The organism is Cellulosimicrobium composti, from assembly GCF_009711085.1.
Classification (GTDB): domain Bacteria; phylum Actinomycetota; class Actinomycetes; order Actinomycetales; family Cellulomonadaceae; genus Cellulosimicrobium; species Cellulosimicrobium composti.
In genome coordinates this window covers 1-20,098 of the sequence record NZ_WMKA01000060.1, presented here as the reverse complement: position 1 = coordinate 20,098, position 20,098 = coordinate 1, and the positions used below count along the sequence as shown (strand labels likewise).

The window sequence follows — 20,098 nt, the reverse complement described above, 5'->3', positions numbered from 1 at the left end:
AGCAACGGGCCCTGCCACAAAGTCTGACGCGCGACAATTTCACCCTCAGCGTCCCAGATCTGTCGGGATCGATCGCTAAGGTGGTCATCGCTGCGTGGCCCGACGAGCGAAACCGCACGTCGTGGGCCACGCTCGCTTATAACAGCATGTAGGTAGCGATCCACCCGTGAGGCCGACGACAATGCGAGCTGACTCCCCGAACTGGGTAGTTCTGGGCGCCCCCGCATCGCCTGCCGAGGCCGCCGCCCTGGACCAGTTGAGGGAAGTACTCGACGACGACGGGCTCACGCGCGCGTGGGCGAACCTGACCTTCATCGACCGCAACGGCCGCCTCGGCGAGATCGACGTGCTGCTCCTGACCCGGCGCGGCTTCTTCGTGGTCGAGCTCAAGGGATGGCACGGCACCCTGACGGGCAACCAGCAGACCTGGAACCTGACCACGCCCGGCGGCACCCGCTCGGCGAAGAACCCCTATCTGCTCACGGACAACAAGGCCAAGCGACTGTCGGGCTTGCTCAAGGAGCTGAGCCCGCACGCGTTCCTCCCGTACGTCGGAGCCTTGGTCGTGCTTCACGGCCGCGACTCCGTCGTGAGCCTCAACCCCCTCGCCACGACGGGCGTGCTGCGGCTCGACGGCTACAACGTCAAGGCGAACCTGCCCACGCTGGGCGAGTTCCTGGCCGAGCCGCCCGAGAACCCCAAGCACCGCATCGACCTGCCCGCCGCCAACGCCGTCCGGAAGGCGTGCGAGGCCGCGGGTTTCAAGCCGACCCCGAAGCAGCGTCGGGTAGGTCAGTACGACATCGAAGACTCCGACCCCGTCGCCACCGGCCCCGACTGGCAGGACTTCGTCGTCAAGCACCCCGCCCTGGGCGACAAGAGAAGGCTCCGCCTGTACGACGTCCCGCCGAAGGCGTCCAAGGACGACCGGCTTCGGATCGAACAGGCCGCCCGCCGCGAGCTGAAGCTCACGCAATCGATCAAGCACGAGGGCATCGAGTCCCCGCTGGACATGCTCACCACGGACTCCGGCCCGGCGCTGCTCTTCCCGTTCGACGACAACGCAAGCCCGCTGAACGAGTACCTCGACCACCACGCCGCGAGCCTGACGTTCGACGAACGTGTCGCGCTTGTCCGTCAGCTCGGCGAGATCCTCCGCTACGCGCACAACCGCCGCCTCGCGCATCGCGCGCTCGCCCCGCAGCGCGTCTGGGCCACGCCCGACGGCGACCACGTCCGCCTGACGATCCGCGACTGGTATGCCGGGCAACGGTCGCGCTCGACGACATCGGCCACGTCGACGCAGACGGTCCTGTCCCAGGGTGTCGAGGACGTCCGGTCGGCGGTCGGGCAGGAGGACTGGTTCTACCTGGCGCCAGAGTCGCTGCGCGGCATCGCGGACGTGCCGAGCATCCCGCTGGACGTGTACGGCCTGGGCGTGCTCGCCCACCTGATCCTGACCGGTCAACCGCCGGCGCAGAGTTTCCCGGAGCTGGAGCAGAAGTTCGCCCAGGGCGGCCTGGATCCGAGTGCCGTCCAGGCGGACCTGCCCGACGCGTACGCCGAGGTGATCCGCGCCGCCACGGCGACCGTCGAGGCCGAGCGCACGGCGTCGATCGCCGAGTTTCTGGCCAGGCTTGAGGAGGCGGGCAAGGCGGACCGGCTCCCGCAGGTCGAGCCATCCTCGCCGATCGACCCCGTAGACGCCCAGCCCGACGACGTGCTGTCGGACCGGTTCATCGTGCAGTCCCGGCGTGGTGAGGGCTCGACCGGCACCGCGCTGGTTGTGGTAGACACGGCGGCGGACGACGACAAGCCGGTCATCCTCAAGATCGCCCGCAACGAGTCCGCGGCCCGCCGCCTGAAGGTCGAGGCCGAGGTCCTGGGCGGCCTGGACAGCCCTCGCGTGGTCAGGCTCCTCGACGACCCGGTGACGCTGGAGTCCGACCGCACCGCGCTGGTGCTGTCGGATGCCGGCCCGCTGACCCTGGCCGACCGCATCTCCCAGGAGGGGCGGGCCACCATCGAACAGCTTGAAGGGTACGGCCGGGACCTGCTCGAGGCGGTCGCGCACCTGGACTCGCGCGGGGTGTTCCACCGCGACATCAAGCCGGCCAACCTCGGCATCGGCGAGGACCCGGGCACACGCAAGCGGCGCCTGACCCTGTTCGACCTGTCGCTGGCCCGTGAGCCGCTGGAGAACATCTCTTCCGGCACCGGCGGGTACACCGACCCCTACCTCGGGCGGGGTGCGCGCCGTCAGTACGACCGTGCCGCGGAGCTGTGGGCGGTCTCGGTGACCCTGTTCGAGATGGCGACGGCGAGTCTGCCGTGGTGGCCCGACGGCGGTGAGGCGCCGCTGACCGCCGACGAGGCGCCGGTGGTGGTGCCGCAGGCTTTCGAGGCGTCGATCGCCGAGCCGATGGTTGCGTTCTTCCGTCGCGCGCTCGCACCGAACGCGAAGGACCGCTTCACGCACGTCGCCGATCTCGCCGAGGCATGGCAGCAGGCGTTCGCCACGCTCGACGCCACCAGTGCCGACGCCGAGGCCGACGACGCCAAGGCGGAGGCTGCGACGCTCGCGACCTCGCTGGCCGACGCGGGGCTCAGCGCTCGGGCCCTCTCGGGGCTCGGCCGGCTCGAAGCGCTGACCGTGGGTGACCTGCTCGGCACCCCGCCCACCCAGATCAACTCCATCCCGGGCCTGGGGGAAAAGTACCGCAAGGAGATCCAGGCTCGCGTCCGGCAATGGCGTGCTCGGCTGTCCACGCCGACGACTGTCGACGACGTCGAGGTCGGGCGCGGCATCGAAGGGATCGTCAAGACTCTGCTGAGCGTGCCGAAGAGCTCGGCCGCCGACGAGCCGATCATCGCCGCGCTCCTCGGTGTGCGAGACGAGGCGACCGGGGCAATGACGTGGCCCACCGTCGGTGACGCTGCCACCACGGCTGGTGTCGCCCGGTCCGCCGCGTACGACGCGATCGACCGGGCTATCCGCCGCTGGGCCAAGCGTGACGCCGTGCAACGGGCGACGGCTCCGCTCCTGGAGGCACTCGCGCGCGAGGGACGAGTCATGACTCTGCGGGAGGCCGCGGCAGCGGTCGCCACCCAGCAGGGCTCGCAGCTCGAAGGCGCCGAGCGGCTGCGGTACGCCGCCGCACTCATCCGTGCCCTGGTCGAGGTCGAAGAGCAGCAGGACGAGCCGCGTCTAAGCGTGCGCCGCCGTGCCGACGGCGACCCGATCGTCGCCCTCACCGACGTCGCCGACCCCGCCGAGACCGGGGCAACCGGTCCAGCCGCCGACCTGCTCACCGACCTGGCCGCCGCTCTGGGGCGCAGGGCTGACGACCTCGTGAGCGGGGGAGTGGTCACCACCTCGCACTCTCGTTCTGCGCTGCGCGAGCTGCTCACCCCCGGCATCGACATCTCCGACGAGCGGCTCGTGCGCCTGGCCGCCGCGACCTCCGTGACGGCGGCTGTGTCGAGCCTCGGTGAGCTGTACCCGAAGAAGCTGCCGGTCGCCGATGCGATCGATCACGCGCTGCGTGGGCGGCCCGGACGGGCTATCACGGAACAGCTCGTCCGTCAGCGGGTGTTCGCGCGCTTCCCGGACCTGGTCGAGACGGTCCCCGACCACCCGAAGCTCGACGCGCTCGTCGCCAGGCCGCTCCCCGGCATGTCATGGGACGGCACGCGGTACGCGCTCAAGGACACCACAGCAGCGTCGCGTACCGGCTCGACCTACCTGACCCAGTTCGGCGGGGTGCAACGGTCGGACGTCGACAAGTCACTGCGCGCGTCGCTCAAGGCGAACTCCGCGCTGACCGTCGGGATCGTCCCGCAGAAGTACCAGCAGGCCGCAACGACCCTGACGTCGCTGTACGGTGTGCAGGTTGTCGATGTGGCCCGGCTGGTCATCGATGCCACGCGCGAGCTCGCCGAGCGCGACGAGATACCGTGGGACGTCGTCCTGGAAGCAGACGCATCCGATCGGACGTCGTTCGACTGGCAGCAGCTCACCGACCTCGTTCGCGAGGCGCTCGCCCCGCGCTGGGACGCCGCACTGGCGTCCACGCGACCGCTGGTCATCGTCAACGCCGGACCGCTCGCGCGGTATGGGCTGGAGGGCAAGCTCTCGGAGCTGAGCGACACCGCCGTCGCAAAGCCGGCCGCCCGCTGGCTGCTCGTCGCGCGCGACAAGTCCACCGCGGTCCCGATGCTGGAAGGCAAGCCCGTCCCGCTCGGACCGTCCGGCGTGCTCGACCTCCCACCCGATCTCAACCTCGTATCGGTCGCCGCGTAGCGGTGGCTGAGCCTGTCGAACTACCGTCCAGGACCCTGAAACCGGAGCCCTTCGTTGATCAACTCGCAAGCCCTTCTCACCGATCTGAAGCAGCAGCTCAAGGTGCTGCAGGCGGATCTGCGCGAGCGGGCGGAGGACCCAGCCAGCGCGTGGGGGCAGCGGCTCAAGCAGCAGCACCAGCGCGCGCTGGACAAGGGCCGCACCGGGTACGCCTGGGTGACCTGGCGTGACGGCGAGGTCGACCAGGCCGCGGTCGCGTGGCTCGTCGCGACGACGTTCATCCGGTTCTGCGAGGACAACCACTTGCTCGACGGTGCTCGCGACGCTGAGGGACGCCAGGTCCCGACGCTGTGGCTGGCTGGACCGGGGGAGCGAACCGCCCGGGCGGTGGAGTACGAGAACGAGTTCTTCCGCGCGCAGCCGTCTGCGAACCGCCGCGACTGGATGCAGCAGGCGTTCGGCGTTCTCGCCGCCCAACCCGCCGGGCGAGCCCTGGTCGACCCGAACCACTCGCTCGTGTGGAAGGCTCCCATCTCCGCGCATGCTGCTGACGGGCTCGCCGCCTTCTGGCGCCGCACCACGCCCGACGGCGAGAACGTGCACGACTTCACCGACCCCGACCTGGGGACGCGATTCCTCGGCGACCTCTACCAAGACCTGTCCGAGCATGCGAAGAAGACGTACGCGCTGCTCCAGACTCCAGACTTCGTCGAGGAGTTCATCCTCGACCTCACGCTCACCCCGGCGATCGAGGAGTTCGGGCTCGCTGGGCTGAAGCTCATCGACCCCACCTGCGGGTCCGGGCACTTCCTGCTCGGCGCGTTCGAGCGGCTCAACCGGCTGTGGGCAGAACAGGAGCCGGGGGCCGATGTGCGAGAGCGCGTCCAGAAGGCAATGGACTCGATCCACGGAGTCGACATCAACCCGTTCGCCGTGGCGATCGCGCGATTCCGGCTCACCGTGGCCGGGCTGAAGGCCGCCGGGCTGCGGTCCCTGGTGGACGCGCCGGCATTCGAGTTTCACCTTGCCGTGGGCGACTCGCTCCTCGGCGAGCAGGGCACCCAGGGAGACCTCGACCTCGACGGGCTGCTCGACCTCGGCGACGGTCTCAACGCCGACACCAACGAAGTGGGATTCCAATACGACGCCGAAGACCTATCCGAGTACCAGGGCATCCTCACCCCTGGGCAGTACCACGTCGTGGTGGGCAACCCGCCGTACATCACGGTCAAGGACAAGGCTCTCAGCGACGCGTACCGCAGTGCGTACAAGACGACTGCCGGCAAGTACGCGCTGAGCGTGCCGTTCGCCGAGCTGTTCTTCCGTCTTGCCATCCGCGGCAGCGCTGACAAGCCCGCGGGGTTTGCTGGACAGATCACGTCGAATTCCTTCATGAAGCGTGAATTCGGGAAGAAGCTCATCGAGAACCTCTTCGCTGGCGCGGATGCCACTCTGGCTACGGAAAATCCCGTGGATCTCACCCATGTAATTGACAGTTCCGGTGCATGGATGCCCGGCCACAACTTTGACGGCACCCCAACTGTCATTCTCGTCGGTCGCAGACGTCGGCCCGTTGCCCCCGTAGTTCGGACGGTCTTGGGTGTCACGGACGATCCTGGAAAGCGGCCGGACCCTGAGAACGGGCCGGTTTGGGCCGAAATCGTCACGCACCTTAATGGCGGCGAGTTCGATGGCACCTATGTCACTGTTACCGACCTCGACCGCAGAGTCCTCTCGACGTTCCCTTGGTCCCTTTCGGGCGGTGGCGCGGGAGACGTCTTCGAGGTCCTCGAGTCAATGCAGGAGCGGCTCCGTCAGCGACTTTCGATGGAGATTGGGTTCGCGAGCTTTCCTGGGAACGATGAGCCGTTCTTCTTGGGAGACGCGTGGTTCAAGCGCGACGGAGATCGGCAAGGTTTGGGCCGCCAGCTCGTTCTTGGCGAACTCGTTCGCGATTGGGGCATCGCTCCTGAGGAGGTAGCGCTCACCCCTTACGATGACGAGCAGAGTCCTCTCGACCTAGACGAATCAGCCTCGTGGGCGCGCCACCTGTGGCGATTCCGCAGGGTTCTCGAAGGAACGACCGGCTTTGGCGGCGAGACTATCAAGGATGCCGGTGGAGCCTGGTGGACCTGGTATCGCTGGGTGCGTGAGCGCTATATGACCCCGATGTCGATTACGTTCGCGGAAGTCGCTACCCACAACCACTTCGTGCTCGATCGCGGCGGAAAGGTCTTCAAGCAGACGGCTCCCGTGATCAAATTGGCGGCTAACGCCACGGAGCAAGATCACCTCGACCTGCTCGGCGTTCTCAACTCGTCAGTGGCGTGCTTTTGGCTCAAGCAAGTGGTTCAGAAGAAGGGCGGAGACGCCGACGTCCCGTGGATTCGTACCTATCAGTTCAACGCAACGAATGTTGGGAAGGTCCCGCTTCCGAAGCAATTTCCTGGAGAGCGAGCCCGCGTGCTTGATGAACTTTCTCGGTCGCTTGAAGCCGCCGCCCCGTCTGCAGTCCTCGCTCGGCTGGCAGCTAGCGGGGAGCCGGTCATGCCTGCCCTTACTGCGGCCGCAGCGGAGTGGTCTCGGCTGAGGGAGCGGCTCGTGTTCGAACAGGAGGAACTGGATTGGGAGACCTATCGTTTGTACGGCCTAATTGAGCAAGACATGACGGCCGCAGTCGCCGAAACGTCGCGGGCCACGATAGGACCGTCCGAGCGTGCGTTCGCCATTCTCCTCGCGCGGAATGATACTGATGCTTCAAGCACGGCATGGTTTGACTACGAGGACCCGAGAAGCGGACAGCGCCACCAGTTCCCCAGGGTACTTGAGATTCCGAATGACTGGGACGAACGTTATCGAGCGCTCGTGCGGCGTCGCCTCGACATCATCGCGACGAACACGTCCATCCGACTCCTGGAGAAGCCGGAGTTCAAGCGGCGCTGGGCCACTGCTGGCTGGGACGCGCTGCAGCGTCAGGCCTTAATGGAGGCGATCCTCGATCGGTTGGAGTTCCGCGACCTGTGGTTCGACCGGAATGGTCAGCCGCTCCCGCGGTCGATCGGCGAGCTGGCGGACGCAGTCCGTTCGGACGACTTCCTGGTGCAGTGCGCCCAGGTGCTCGCCGGCTCTCCGGAGATCGACCTCGCCAAGGTGCTGGTTGACCTGCTGAAGGACCGGCCCGTCCCGTACCTGGCCGCGCAGCGGTACAAGGAGTCCGGCGTCGAGAAGTACCGCGAGTGGCAGAGGGTGTGGGAGTTGCAGCGTCGTGAAGACGCGGGGGAGAAGGTCTCGATCCCGGTGCCGCCGAAGTATGCGCCGACCGACTTCCGACCCGGGGTGTGGCAGCACCGCGGCAAGCTCGACGTGCCGAAGGAACGGTTCATCGCCTACCCCGGCGTCGTGCGCCCTGGCGACAGCACCCCGGTGATCGGTTGGACGGGCTGGAACCACGCCGAGCAGGCCCAGGCGCTGGCGGGCGAGTTCCAGCGGCAGTTCGGGCTTGGCGCGGAGCCGGAGCAGCTCAAGCCTCTGGTCGCGGGCCTGGTGGAGCTGGAGCCTTGGCTGGATCAGTGGCATGGGGAGATCGACCCGCGCTTCGGGCAGAGCCCGGCGCAGGCGATTCGGGGCGCAGTCGACGCGTTCGCGGCGAGCCTGAATGTCACCAGAGACGAGTTGAATGCGTGGCGCCCGCCCGCGCCGACGCGTGGGCGCAGGGCCAAGGCCGCGCAGTAGTTCGTACGGGAGAAAGATAAGAAGATGACCGTCACCCCCGACCTGCAGCTTCCGCTGCGCGATGCGATCGCGATCCCAGAGCAGGTGCACGCAGACGACTTCGTGCTGCAGCTGCACCGCGGCGTCACCGCGGCCGAGCGCACCCTCGACGAGTACGTCGTCACCGAGGCGATCGCGAAGTCGTTCGATGACGCGCTCGGGCTGGTGCAGTCAGCGGTGCTGGGGTCCTCCTCCAAGGGCGCATTCATCCACGGGTCGTTCGGTTCGGGTAAGTCGCACTTCATGGCGGTGCTCCACCTGCTGCTCAGCGGCAGCGTGAGCGCTCGCAAGCTGCCGGGCCTGCAGGCGGTGGTCTCGAAGTACGAGGCAGTGCTGGGCAAGAAGTACCTGGCGGTCGACTACCACCTGTTGGGCAAGAAGTCGTTCGAGGAGGCCCTGTTCACCGGGTACTTGGCCCAGGTGCGTGAGGTGCATCCGGACGCGCCGCTGCCAGTGCTGCACAACTCCGACGCGATCATCCGCGACGCGGAGAACCTGCGGGCCAAGCTCGGTGACGAGCAGTTCCTGGCCGGCCTCGGCTCCGGAGGCACGGGCGCTTCGAAGTGGGGCAAGCGTGCGGCGTCGTCGTACACCCTCGACACCTACCTGGCCGCGATCGCCCAGCCTGCCGGCAGCCCCGACCGGCAGCGCGTGGTGCGCGCGCTGGTGGAGAACTACTTCGGCGCCTCCGTCGCCTCCGGTGAGTGGCTGGAGATCTCCCAGGGCCTGCGCGCGATGACCGAGCACGCCAAGGAACTTGGCTACGACGGCATCGTGCTGTTCCTCGACGAGCTGGTGCTGTGGCTCGGCCAGCACCTGGGGGACATGACGTTCATCCAGTCCGAGACTTCCAAGGTGGCCAAGCTCGTCGAGTCCGAGATGGGGCACCTGCCGGTGCCACTCATCTCGTTCGTCGCCCGCCAGCGCGACCTCAAGGACTTCCTCGGCGGATCGGCCGTCGGGGCGGAGCAGGTCTCGCTTGGCCAGTCGTTCCAGTGGTGGGAGGACCGGTTCGACAAGCTCGAACTCAAGGCCGCCGACCTGCCTCAGATCGTGCAGAAGCGCCTCCTCGCCCCGTCGTCGGAACTCGGAGCTGCGTCGCTCGCCGCGGCGGTGGCGCAGGTGAAGGCCAACCCGGCGGCGTGGAAGTACCTACTGGACGACGAAGCCGGTTCGGGCGAGGTCGACTTCGCCCGGGTGTACCCGTTCTCCCCGGCGCTGGTCGACGCGATGATCGCGCTCTCCTCACTGATGCAGCGTGAGCGCACGGCGCTGAAGCTCATGAGCGAGCTGCTCGCCTCGGGCCGCGCCGAGCTGCTGGTACGCGACGTGATCCCGGTCGGCGACCTGTTCGACGTCGTCGTGCTGGGCGACGCCAAGCCGCTGACGGACGCGATGAAGGTGCGCTTCGCCAATGCCGAGGCGTTCTACACACGCAAGCTGCGCCCCTACCTGCTGGCCAAGCACAACCTCACCGACGCCCAGGCTCAGGGGCTGCCGCGCACGCACGCGTTCCACACCGAGGACCGCCTGGCCAAGACCCTGCTCGTTGCCGAGATCGCCCCGAACGCGGTGTCGCTGAAGAACCTCAACGCGTCCAAACTGGCGGCGTTGAACTTTGGTACGGTCGTGTCCTTCATCCCCGGCGCCGAGGCACAGCAGGTGCTCGGCTGGGTGCGCGACTGGGCCAAGGAGTTCGGCGAGGTAACAATCGGCACCGGGCCGGACCCGCTCATCTCCATCCAGCTCACCGGCGTCGACTACGACTCCGTGCTCGACCTGGTGCGGGTCGAGGACACGCCGAACAACCGGCGCAGGCTCATCAAGGAGTTGCTCCTCGACGAGTTCGGGGTGAAGCAGTCCGGCGGGCTGGTCTCCGACATCCAGCACACGCACGTGTGGCGCGGCGCCAAGCACACCGTCGACCTCGTGTTCGGCAACATCCGTGACGAGAACGTGCTCTCCGACCAGGCGCTCGTCGCCGCGAACGGGCGGTGGAAGGTCGCCATTGACTACCCGTTCGACGACTCGGCCGAGCACGGCCCGCAGGACGACGTCATCCGCATGTACCGCACCCTGGAGGAGCTGGGCCTGGTCTCCAACACCATCGCGTGGTCGCCGCACCACCTCTCCGAGGCGAGGATGGACGACGTCGGCAAACTGGTGCTGCTCGACTACGTGCTCACCGGTGACCGGTTCGCCGCACACTCCGAGCACCTGCCACTGGCAGACCGTGAGCCTGCCCGCATCCAGCTCGACAACCAGCGCAAGAACCTCACCGAGCAGCTCCGGAGCGCGCTGCGCCAGGCGTACAACGTCACCACCGGCGTCGAAGGCACCATCGGGCGCGAGGTCAACCCCGGGGACACGTTCACCACGCTCGTGCCGGGTTTCCACCCGCGCACTCCCCAGGCGACCACCATGCTCGGCGGGCTCAACGACGTCCTCGCCCAGGCGCTGGACCAGCAATACCCAGAGCATCCGAAGTTCGAGCCGAGCGACGTCGAGGTCACCCGCAACCAGCTCACCTGGACGCTGGAGCAGGTGCGCCGTGCGGCGTCGGGCGGCGGGCGTGCCGAGGGCATCGAGAAGGCTCGTGCCACGCAGATTCGCCGCGTCACCTCAGCGTTGCGTGTGGGGGAGATGCACGAGAACCACTACACGCTCAACAACGCCAACTTCGGCTGGCTGAAGAACTTCACGCAGTGGGCCGCGGCCGCGTCGGACGACGTCACGGTCGGGTTTCTGCGCGAGAAGCTCGAGCCGTACGGGATGACGAAGGATGTGCAGGACCTGCTCATCCTCGCCTGGGCGGCACTGGCCGACCGGCAGTTCGTTCGGTACGGCGCGCCGACTGGGGAGCCGGCGATCGGTGGGCTCAGCGACGACACGAGCCTGCGCGCGTCGGTGCTGCCGGACGAGGCGCTGTGGATGGCCGCGGTGCAGCGGGGACAGGTGGTCTTCGGGATCACCCCCGAGCACTATCGGAACACGGCGTCGGTGGGGCGGCTTGCCAGCGCGCTCAAGGCGAGGTCTGACGGGCTGCGTGCGAGTGCTCGGGAGTTGGTGGCGCAGCTGGAGCAGCACGCACCGGCGCTAGGGCTGGACGGGCTTCCGGACGGGCGGTTGGAGACCGCTCGTCGCGGACTGGACCTCGTGGACCTGCTTGCGCGGACCGAGGGGCCGACGCAGGTCGTGGAGACGTTCGGGAGTTTCGACCTTCCGGCCGAACCGCAGGCGCTGGCGAAGTCGCTGAGCACGGCTCACACGGTCGCGCCCAAGCTCGCCGGTGCACAGTGGGACCTGCTGAACCAGCTTGGCACCTTCGACGACGACCGAGACCGTGACATCCGCGGTGCGTTGCACAAGGTGTCGACCGCGGACGAGCTGCACGCAGCACTCGCGCCCGCGCTGGAGACGGCGACGCGAGCCGTGATCGCACTGCTGCGCGTTCCCGGGCCGGCACCCGTGCCTGGGCCTGCTCCGCAGCCCCCGGCGACTCCCTCGCCGTCCGTCACACCGCCGATCACCGACCCCGACGCCGTCGATCTTGTGATCGAAGACGAACACACCCTCGACGGCGTGACTCGCGACCTGCGGGCTGCGTTCGCCAAGAAGAGGCCGGGCAAGAAGCTGCGTGTGACCTGGCGGTGGGAGTGAGCGCCCCCACCACCTCGGCCGCGGCCGTGCTTGAGCCCGGCTACGTCAAACAGCGTGCCCAGGCACTCGTGCGCGACGGGCGCGGCGCTCGCGTGCTGCTCATCCACGCGCGTCCACAGTGGGACGGCGAGCGGTCGTTTGTCGTGCGCGACCCGCATGACAACAACCGCACGGTGCACGTGCGCGCCGGGATCTCGCAGCTCGCGATTCTTGACGCCTACGCCGAGCTGCCCGACGGCGACTTCCTCGTCGTGCTCACAGACCGTTCGCGGCAGGATCTCGGGGATGCAGTTCTGCTCCGTGCGTGGCGGCGTGACGTGGAACTGCCCGACGTGTGGAACGCAGTCCCTGCGCTTTACGGCGCTCGGAACGTCAGCCGCGAGCTGCGGAGAGTTGGCACGTGGGTGCCGAACGCGCTTCTTTCGCATGCTCCGGCTGTCGGCTGGCCCGCCTCGCCAGGGCCGGAGGTGAGCGCGTCCTGGGCGCTAGAGAACCTCATCGCGTCACTCCTGGGTCTTGCGATCCCCGAGCAGCTCGATGCAGACCTCGTGCTCGGCGTCCTCGGGGAGCCCGATGCTCGGCAGCGCTGGAACGCCGTCGACACGGTGCTGCGCAACCACCTCATCGCGTGGGCGAGCGACGCCGTCGGGCCGGCAGTCGGATTCGCCCTCCAGGCTGGGGCGAGCGGGCGGAACGTCGCGCCTCTCGCCGTCGGACTCGCCGTTGACGTGCTGTGGAACGTCACTGAGTCCGCCGTGGAGCGCGGCTTGGCACAGGCCCGGCTGATGGACCGATACCTGGGGGCGAGCCACGGGTTGACGGCTGAGCCGGCGCGGACGATCGCCGACGCCTCACGCGTTTCCGCGGTGAGGCGCGTGCTCTCCGACCCCGACGGTGCGCGCAACGTCCTGGCCCAGGCCGAAGCGTTGCTTGCCGACCTGGGCTGGGCCGACGGCGCCGCCGCGTCCGAGCTGCTCCCCGCTGGGCTACGCGCGCGGCTGCGCTCACTGGGCAGGTCGCTCGCCCTCGGGGCCGCGAATGCTGAAGCCGCGCTCGACGTCGTCCTCCAGCACGCGCTCGCGCTGCCCGGCCGCGCCGACGTCGTGACCGCCCGGATGGCCGTGCGCCTGACCCGGTGGCTGGAGACCCGCGAGGAACCCGCCGGGACGTTGTCCGCCTCGCTGCGGGCGCAGGTCGACGACGGGGCGTGGGTCGACCGGGCAATCGCGCACCTATGGAACGCGTCAGACGATCCCGAGCTCGCCGCGCAGTACGCCGAGCTGGTGGGTCGGGTCCAGGCCCGCCGCAATCAGCGCGACCGCGTGGCCGCGACCCAGCTCGCCGCGCACACCGCGGCGCCAGTTCCGCTCGACGGGGCAGTTCCTGTCGAGGATCTCCTCGCGCAGGTGGCCAAGCCGTGGGCGAGCGGCGGCGTGCTCGTCGTGGTGCTCGACGGCATGAGCACCGCCGTCGCCACCGAGGTCGCCGAGGCAGCGACCGAGCTCGGCCTGGTGGAATGGGTTCCCGGGTACGGGCGACGTGTCGGTGCCGTGGCGGTGCTTCCCTCGCTGACCGAGCTGTCCCGCGCCTCGCTGCTGACGGGCTTGCTGACCAAGGGGGCGGCGGCGACGGAGAAGAAGGGCTTCGCGTCGGTCTTCGCTAATGCGCCGCTGTTCCACAAGGACGACCTGCGTGCTGACGCCGGCGCACAGCTCCCGCCCGCCGTCTACGCCGCGATTGCCGGCACGGCCACTCGCCCCGTGGTCGGCGTTGTTCTCAACGCCATCGACGACACCCTGCACAAGCAGGACACCAGCGGCGTCCATTGGACCATCGAACGCCTCGCGCCGCTGCGCGCACTCCTGGTCCAGGCCGCTGGCGCCGGACGCACGGTGATCCTCACTGCCGACCACGGCCATGTCGTCGAACGCTCGACCGAGGCACTGAGCGTGCCCGGGGCGTCCGCGCGCTGGCGCCCGGTGGGGTCGGGGCCGGTCGCTGACGGCGAAGTTCTGGTCGAGGGTCCACGGGTGCTGACGGACGACGGCCGCGCCGTGATGCTCTGGCGAGAGGACGCCCATTACGGACCCCGCTATCCCGGGTACCACGGAGGAGCGAGCCTGGCCGAGATCACCGTCCCGGTCATCGTGCTGCGCCCCGCGCACCTCACCAGCGCCGTCGCACCTGGCTGGATCCCCGCCCCGCCACAGGCGCCGGGGTGGTGGAACGAGCCGACGCGTTCCGCCGTGCCGCTCGCAGCCGCGAAGCCGATGAAGCAGAAGAAGCGTGCCAAGCGCGTCGACATCAGCGAGCCGACCGGAGACGGACTCTTCGACGTCGTGATCACGGACACGCCGGACGCTGCGGGGACCGGCGACCTGGCCGACGCAGTGCTCGCATCTGACGTCTACGCGGTGCAAAAGCAGCGTGCTGGCCGCCGTGCTGCGAGCGATGAACAGGTCGCCGGTGTGCTGCGGGCGCTCATCGAGAAGGGCGGGCGCGCCCACCGAGAGACGATCGCGCGGGTGCTCGGTGTGCCATCGGTCACCGTGGACCCCGCGCTCGTGGCGATCAAGCGAGTCCTCAACGTTGACGCGTACGGCGTCCTTGAGGTCGTCGATGGTGGCGAGTGGGTCAGGCTCGACGAGCCAACGCTGCGTGAACAGTTCGGGGTCGCATAGTGCCGCACTCGACCCTGGAGGCCAACGCCGAGAGCAAGGCGCCGGCCGGAGCCCCGGCATGGCTCACGAAACTGCTCGTCATCGCACGTGACGGCGTTTCACACTTCGTGTGCCCGGCATGTGGCCCGAATGGCGACAGCGAATTACTGGACGTCGCGCAGCACTGGAGCCACCTGGACGCCGTTGACCGACTGCTGTTCCGCGGACAACTGGCCGTTGTTGGCGAAGGATCAGACGTCGACGACGTCGTGGAGTGGCTCGACCACCAAGGACTCAGCGACGTTGACCGTAGCGTCGCCCACGAGATCATCGTGGGTCAGGAACTCGCTGCGGATGCCGACCCATGGGACATCGCCACAGAAGCGGAAACCGAACGTCGTCGCCTTGCTCGCCTGTATGAGCGCGCCTCAAGCGAGGACACGCCCCACGACGAGCTCGTCAGCCTGTCGGCGCACCCTGCATCGTTCGTGCAAGCCGCAGCGCTGGCCACGCTCACCAACCTGCGGCGGGCGCAGCGTGAAGCACTCGGCAGTGCCGATGTCGACGATTCCGTGCCGGGGTGGCTCAAGCACGACATGCTGCGAGCGCAGGGCCACAGCGTGCGGGTGCTCTGCCCCGTCTGCAAGAAGAGCTTCCCTCCGATCGCACCGCAAATGCGACTTCATGTCGGTCACATCAGCCGAGTTGACCGCGTGCTGCTGATCGGACAGCTCGAAGTCGCGATCAGCCGCGATCCCGTTGGTCCCTCCGTTGGCGACCTCTCGTTGGCACGCGAGTGGCTCATCCGAAACTCCGGGCCGCTGGACAGGCTCGAGTCCGCGGTCCGTGAGGTGGTCAAGTACCTCCCGCGCGAGAACGTCGTAGGTCCGTTGAGTGCACAGGACCTGCGTCGATGGGCGGTCAAGGCCGAGTCCGTCCGACTGGCTCTCGCAAGGGATCTTCGTGCAGCACGTAAAGGTCCTGATGCCGCCGGCGCGGATGGGAACTACGACTCGTACTTGAAGCACCCGGTCGGCTTCGTCCGTGCCGCGGCTCTGCACCGATTCGAGCAGCACCGGAGGGAACTCCGATCTGCTGAGCATGTCAGCCAGGTAGCAGAAACAGTTGTTGCGCGGCCGACCACTCCGGCGACGCCCGCGCCAGCGGTGACGAAGACGTTGTTCCTCGCGCCAGCCTGGACCGGCTCGGCGTCGGAGGCGCCGACCGACGCTTCGAACTCAGAGCCAAAGCCAGAGGCGGAGCCTGACCCGATCCCTGAAGCGCAGATCCAAGACGAACCCGAGGATGAGCTAACCCAGTCTGCTGCGGTTGTGAAAGACGCGGTCGCGGACCTGGCCGCCGCGATCGGCGCCGTCGTGGAGGGCCGTTCCTCTCTCCCCGGCGTACCTGACGTCTGTACGCTGCGCGACGACCGACCGTTCGTCGGTGGGACTTACCTTGCGATGGACTGCTCGTCCCGTGCACCGGGAGCCGCGGACGTACGCGCCCTCATCGAAGCGGTCGAGGAGACAGGCGCCGTCCGAGGACTCATCGTCTGCCCCGAACAGACGCCCGACCTGGAAGCTCTCATCTGGCGCAGACCCGTCATCCTGATCGCCGAATCTGAACTCGCCGAGCAGGCTCCGAGCCGTGACGCCGACGCGGAGACTGGTCAGGACGCGGACGTGTCGCCGTCCGACGCACTCGATGCGCTCAACGTCGGTGAGCCCGAAGCCACCGCGGTGTTTGGCGCGCGGCATGAGCCGAGCCAGGCCCGCGACACGGAGCCCGATGGAATTCAGGGGCGGGAGGTTGCACCGGCACCGCCAGATGCTGCCCATGACGTTCCGCTCGCTGACCGCTTGCTCGACTCTGCCCGGTTCCACGAGCAGCGGGCTGCGGTCGGGCGGCACGCACCCGACGGGGACTTCGTTCGACGCGTCATCCGGGCTGCGGAGGACTACCGGGGAACCATCCCGTGGATGTCATTCGTGTCCACCCTCGGCACCTCCGAGGCCGGTGCACGCATGAGGCTGCCGGTCCTGCGGAGACTCCTGAACGTCGACGGGTACGAGGTCGTGGAGGTTGCAGAGGGTGAGGGAGTCGTTCGCGTCGACCTGTCGTTGCTCCGCGTCCAGTTCGGGCTTGGATGACAGAATCCCGAACGGCAAGTTCGTGATGCGAGGAGGTAGCGGTTCGTGAGCAGCACGGTGGAGGTCAGCCCGCGACGTCGTCGGGAGATCGTGGATGCCCTACGCCGCGGAACCGTGCCACAGCAAGGCCTCGACGTCATGGCGGTCGGCCTGGACAAATTCACCACCGCGATCGACGACGAGCTCCAGACCGTCCGCGACGGCGGCTCACAGTTCAAAGCCGTCCGCGGCGAGTACGGTTCCGGGAAGACCTTCTTCGCGCGGTGGCTGACCGAGCGCGCCAAGCAGGCCAACTTCGCCACGGCGGAGGTGCAGATCTCCGACACCGAGACTCCGCTGCACAAGCTTGAGAAGGTCTATCGACGCATCATCGAATCCCTCGCCACCCCCGGCGTCTCGAGCGGCGCTTTCAGCGACGTCGTCAACGGCTGGTTCTACGTCCTGGAACAGGACGCCGCGCAAGGCGTAATTGCGGACCGGCACACGATCCAGCGTCGGACGAACGAACTTCTGGAGAGCCGGCTCGCCGGTGTCTCCAAGGAAGCACCGGCGTTCGCGATGGCCTTACGCGCATACCGCGACATGGTCGCCAGAGGTCGCCACGCGGATGCCGACGGACTACTCGCTTGGCTCGGCGGCCAACCCAACGTGTCAGCGGCCGTGAAGCGGGCGGCAGGCGTGAAGAGCAACCTGGACCACTTCGGTGCACTGGGATTCCTGCAGGGCTTGCTCACCGTGCTTCGTGACTCGGACTACTCCGGCCTCGTGCTGGTGCTCGACGAGGTGGAGACGCTGCAGCGCATGCGCTCGGACGTCCGTGAGAAGTCGCTCAACGCGTTGCGGCAGCTAATGGACGAGGTCGACTCCGGTCGCTTCCCCGGGCTGTACCTGCTTATGACGGGAACACCTGCGTTCTACGACGGCCAGCAAGGCGTCCAGCGACTAGCACCGCTCGCGCAGCGTCTCCAGACCGATTTCTCGACCGACGCCCGGTTCGACAATCCGCGTGCGACACAGATCCGGCTCAGCGGGTTCACCCAGTCGACGCTGGTTGAGCTCGGGTCCCGCATCCGCGACATCTACGCGCAGGGCTCGCAGAACTCCGACCGGCTGCATGCAGTCGTTGACGACGCCTATGTGGCCGCACTTGCCGCGGCCGTCGGTGGAGAACTCGGCGGCAAGACCGGTGTCGCACCGCGCATCTTCCTCAAGAAGCTCGTCTCAGACGTGCTCGACCGCGTCGACCAGTTCCCCGACTTCGACCCGCGGCGGGACTACCAACTCACGGTCAGCTCGACCGAGTTGACCGCACAGGAGATCGAGGCCCGCTCCCGAGGTGACCGGCGCGCGGCGACGTCGGTGGACGACGTCGCACTGGACCTGTAGGCGATGGGCGCCGGAACGGGGCTCAACCCGGCTGTCGAGTACCACATCGTCAACTCGCTCGGCTGGCCGAGTCTGCGGCCACTACAGGCCGCTGCCGTCGAGCCGGTGCGCTCCGGCGCCGACTGCATGTTGATCGCGCCCACCGCCGGCGGCAAGACCGAAGCGGCCGTCTTCCCGCTGCTGTCCTCGATGACCGAAGAGCGCTGGACCGGGCTCTCGGTCTTGTACGTGACACCGCTGCGCGCGCTGCTGAACAACCTGCACCCGCGCATCACGAAATACGGAGACTGGCTCGGGCGGCGCGTCGGGCTCTGGCATGGCGACGTGGCCGACTCCGCTCGGCGCCGGATCCTCGGCGAGCCGCCGGACATCCTCCTGACAACGCCCGAGTCCCTCGAAGCGATGCTCGTCTCCGGACGCGTCGACCATCGCCGGTTCTTCGCCGGGCTCCGAACGATCGTTGTGGACGAGCTGCACTCGTTTGCCGCGTCAGACCGCGGTTGGCACATGCTTGGAGTGCTCGCCCGCCTGGAGCGGCTCGCCGGCCATCCGATCCAGCGGGTGGGTCTCTCGGCCACTGTCGGCAATCCGGAGGAGATCGGCCGGTGGTTGCAGGGTGGGGAGCCCGATGTGGGCCGCCGCGAGCTGCGGGTGGTCTCTGAGAAGCCGCCGCCTGGCGCACCCGTGCCGGAGGTCGTGCTCGACTTCGTCGGTTCGGAGACGAACGCGGCGAAGGTGATCGCAGCGCTTCACCATGGGGAGAAGCGGCTCGTGTTCTGCGAGTCCAGGCGCATGGCCGAGAAGATCGCGTTCTCGCTGCGGGAGCTCGGGGTCGAGACGTTCGTGTCGCACTCGTCGCTGTCAGCCGAGGAACGCCGCCGCTCCGAGCAGGCGTTCGCCGAAGCGCAGAACACCGTCATCGTCGCGACATCGACGCTCGAGCTCGGCATCGACATCGGCGACCTCGACAGGGTCATCCAGATCGACGCACCGCGGACCGTCGCCTCGTTCTTGCAGAGGCTCGGGCGTACTGGGCGACGTCCGGGGACGGTGCGCAACACCCTGTTCCTGACGACGAGCGAGGACGCGCTCCTCGAAGCCGCAGGGCTCTTGCTGCTCTGGAAGCGAGGCTTCGTCGAGCCGATCACGCCGCCACCACACCCTCGGCACCTGACGGCACAGCAGCTGCTCGCGCTCGCGCTACAGGAAGGCGCCTACGGCGCATCGACCCTCCACGACTGGTGGGGTGACCTGCCCTTGATGGACTCGGCGGAGGAGGTACTGGCACATCTGCGCGATCAGGAGTTCCTCATCGACGACGGCGGGATGCTGATGATCGGACCGGGTGCGGAGAAGGCGTTCGGCCGGCGGCACTTCATGGAACTGCTCTCGTCGTTCAACGCAGAGTCCGAGCTGCGCGTCGTCGTCGGCAACAAGGAGATCGGGTTCATCTCACCCCTCGCCCTCCCGAACGGGCACTGGAACCAGAACAAGAGTGAGCTCCCGCCGATCCTCATGAACGGGCGCGCGTGGCGACTCCAGCAGATCGACTGGGAACGCTTCGAGGTGCTAGTCGCGCCGACCGCGGAACAGGGCGACGTGCGCTGGTCGAGCGATTCGATCGCGCTGTCGTTCGAGATGATGCGCGCACAACGAGACGTGCTGCTGGGGGAGACACCGGACGTCGCGCTGTCCAAGCGCGCGGTGGAACGGCTTGCCGTGGTTCGTGAGGCACGTGAGGGGACGGTCGATCCAGACCGGCTCATTGTTCACCGGAGTGGTGAGGACCTGCGCTTCTGGACGTGGGCGGGCCTCAAGGCGAACGAGACGATCCGCGCAGCGCTCGGAGGGCCCGAGGGCCAGTCCGAGAACGACTGCATGGTGGTGAAGGGCGTGGACAAGCTGAACGCGCTCAATGGCATTGACTTCACCTCCGTGTCGCCCGCCGTCGACCCGGCGATGGTCGACGGGCTGAAATTCTCGGCGGCACTGCCGGCGGCGACCGCATTCGAGACCCTCGCTGAGCGGTTTGCCGATCGTTTAGGTGCGCGCTCGGTATCCGCTGATGCTCGCGTTGTCGTCGAGCGACCCCAGCGCGGGGCGCCGTGAACATCTCCGTGGGCGCCCCTGTCGCGCGTCAGACTTTGTGGCAGGGCCCGTTGCTT

Annotated in this window: 7 protein-coding genes; all 7 read left to right on the top strand. The window is 68.0% G+C overall.

The features are described 5' to 3' along the window. Positions 1-181 precede the first annotated feature (181 nt). Genes pglW through GJV82_RS17435 form a run of 7 tightly spaced genes read left to right on the top strand, consistent with a single transcriptional unit; the run spans position 182 to position 20,042 of the window. Positions 182-4,303, top strand: a complete 4,122-nt coding sequence (pglW, locus tag GJV82_RS17465) for a BREX system serine/threonine kinase PglW (RefSeq protein WP_155100111.1) — start codon at positions 182-184, stop codon at positions 4,301-4,303. A gap of 54 nt (positions 4,304-4,357) precedes the next feature. Further along, entirely contained in the window at positions 4,358-8,035 is a 3,678-nt protein-coding gene (gene pglX, locus GJV82_RS17460) for a BREX-2 system adenine-specific DNA-methyltransferase PglX (protein WP_155100110.1), read from the top strand. 24 nt (positions 8,036-8,059) lie between these two features. Then, positions 8,060-11,734: a hypothetical protein gene (locus GJV82_RS17455; RefSeq protein WP_155100109.1), complete on the top strand. Its 3,675-nt coding sequence runs from the start codon at positions 8,060-8,062 to the stop codon at positions 11,732-11,734. Beyond that, positions 11,731-14,415, top strand: a complete 2,685-nt coding sequence (pglZ, locus tag GJV82_RS17450; RefSeq protein WP_196217299.1) for a BREX-2 system phosphatase PglZ — start codon at positions 11,731-11,733, stop codon at positions 14,413-14,415. The genes GJV82_RS17455 and pglZ overlap by 4 nt, the downstream gene beginning before the upstream one ends. Beyond that, the gene (locus GJV82_RS17445; protein WP_155100107.1) at positions 14,415-16,547 is read left to right on the top strand and encodes a hypothetical protein; all 2,133 of its coding nucleotides are present in this window, start codon (positions 14,415-14,417) and stop codon (positions 16,545-16,547) included. Before pglZ ends, GJV82_RS17445 begins: the two co-directional genes overlap by 1 nt. 45 nt (positions 16,548-16,592) lie before the next feature. After that, positions 16,593-17,933, top strand: a complete 1,341-nt coding sequence (gene brxD / locus GJV82_RS17440) for a BREX system ATP-binding protein BrxD (protein WP_318657783.1) — start codon at positions 16,593-16,595, stop codon at positions 17,931-17,933. A 3-nt stretch (positions 17,934-17,936) separates the two neighbouring features. Beyond that, positions 17,937-20,042, top strand: a complete 2,106-nt coding sequence (locus tag GJV82_RS17435; RefSeq protein ID WP_155100106.1) for a DEAD/DEAH box helicase — start codon at positions 17,937-17,939, stop codon at positions 20,040-20,042. Positions 20,043-20,098: the final 56 nt, after the last annotated feature.

Bases quoted from the DNA above. Each gene is read 5' to 3' on its own strand.
- GJV82_RS17455 (WP_155100109.1), top strand. From the start codon at position 8,060: ATGACCGTCACCCCCGACCTGCAGCTTCCGCTGCGCGATGCGATCGCG.
- pglW (WP_155100111.1), top strand. From the start codon at position 182: ATGCGAGCTGACTCCCCGAACTGGGTAGTTCTGGGCGCCCCCGCATCG.
- GJV82_RS17435 (WP_155100106.1), top strand. From the start codon at position 17,937: ATGGGCGCCGGAACGGGGCTCAACCCGGCTGTCGAGTACCACATCGTC.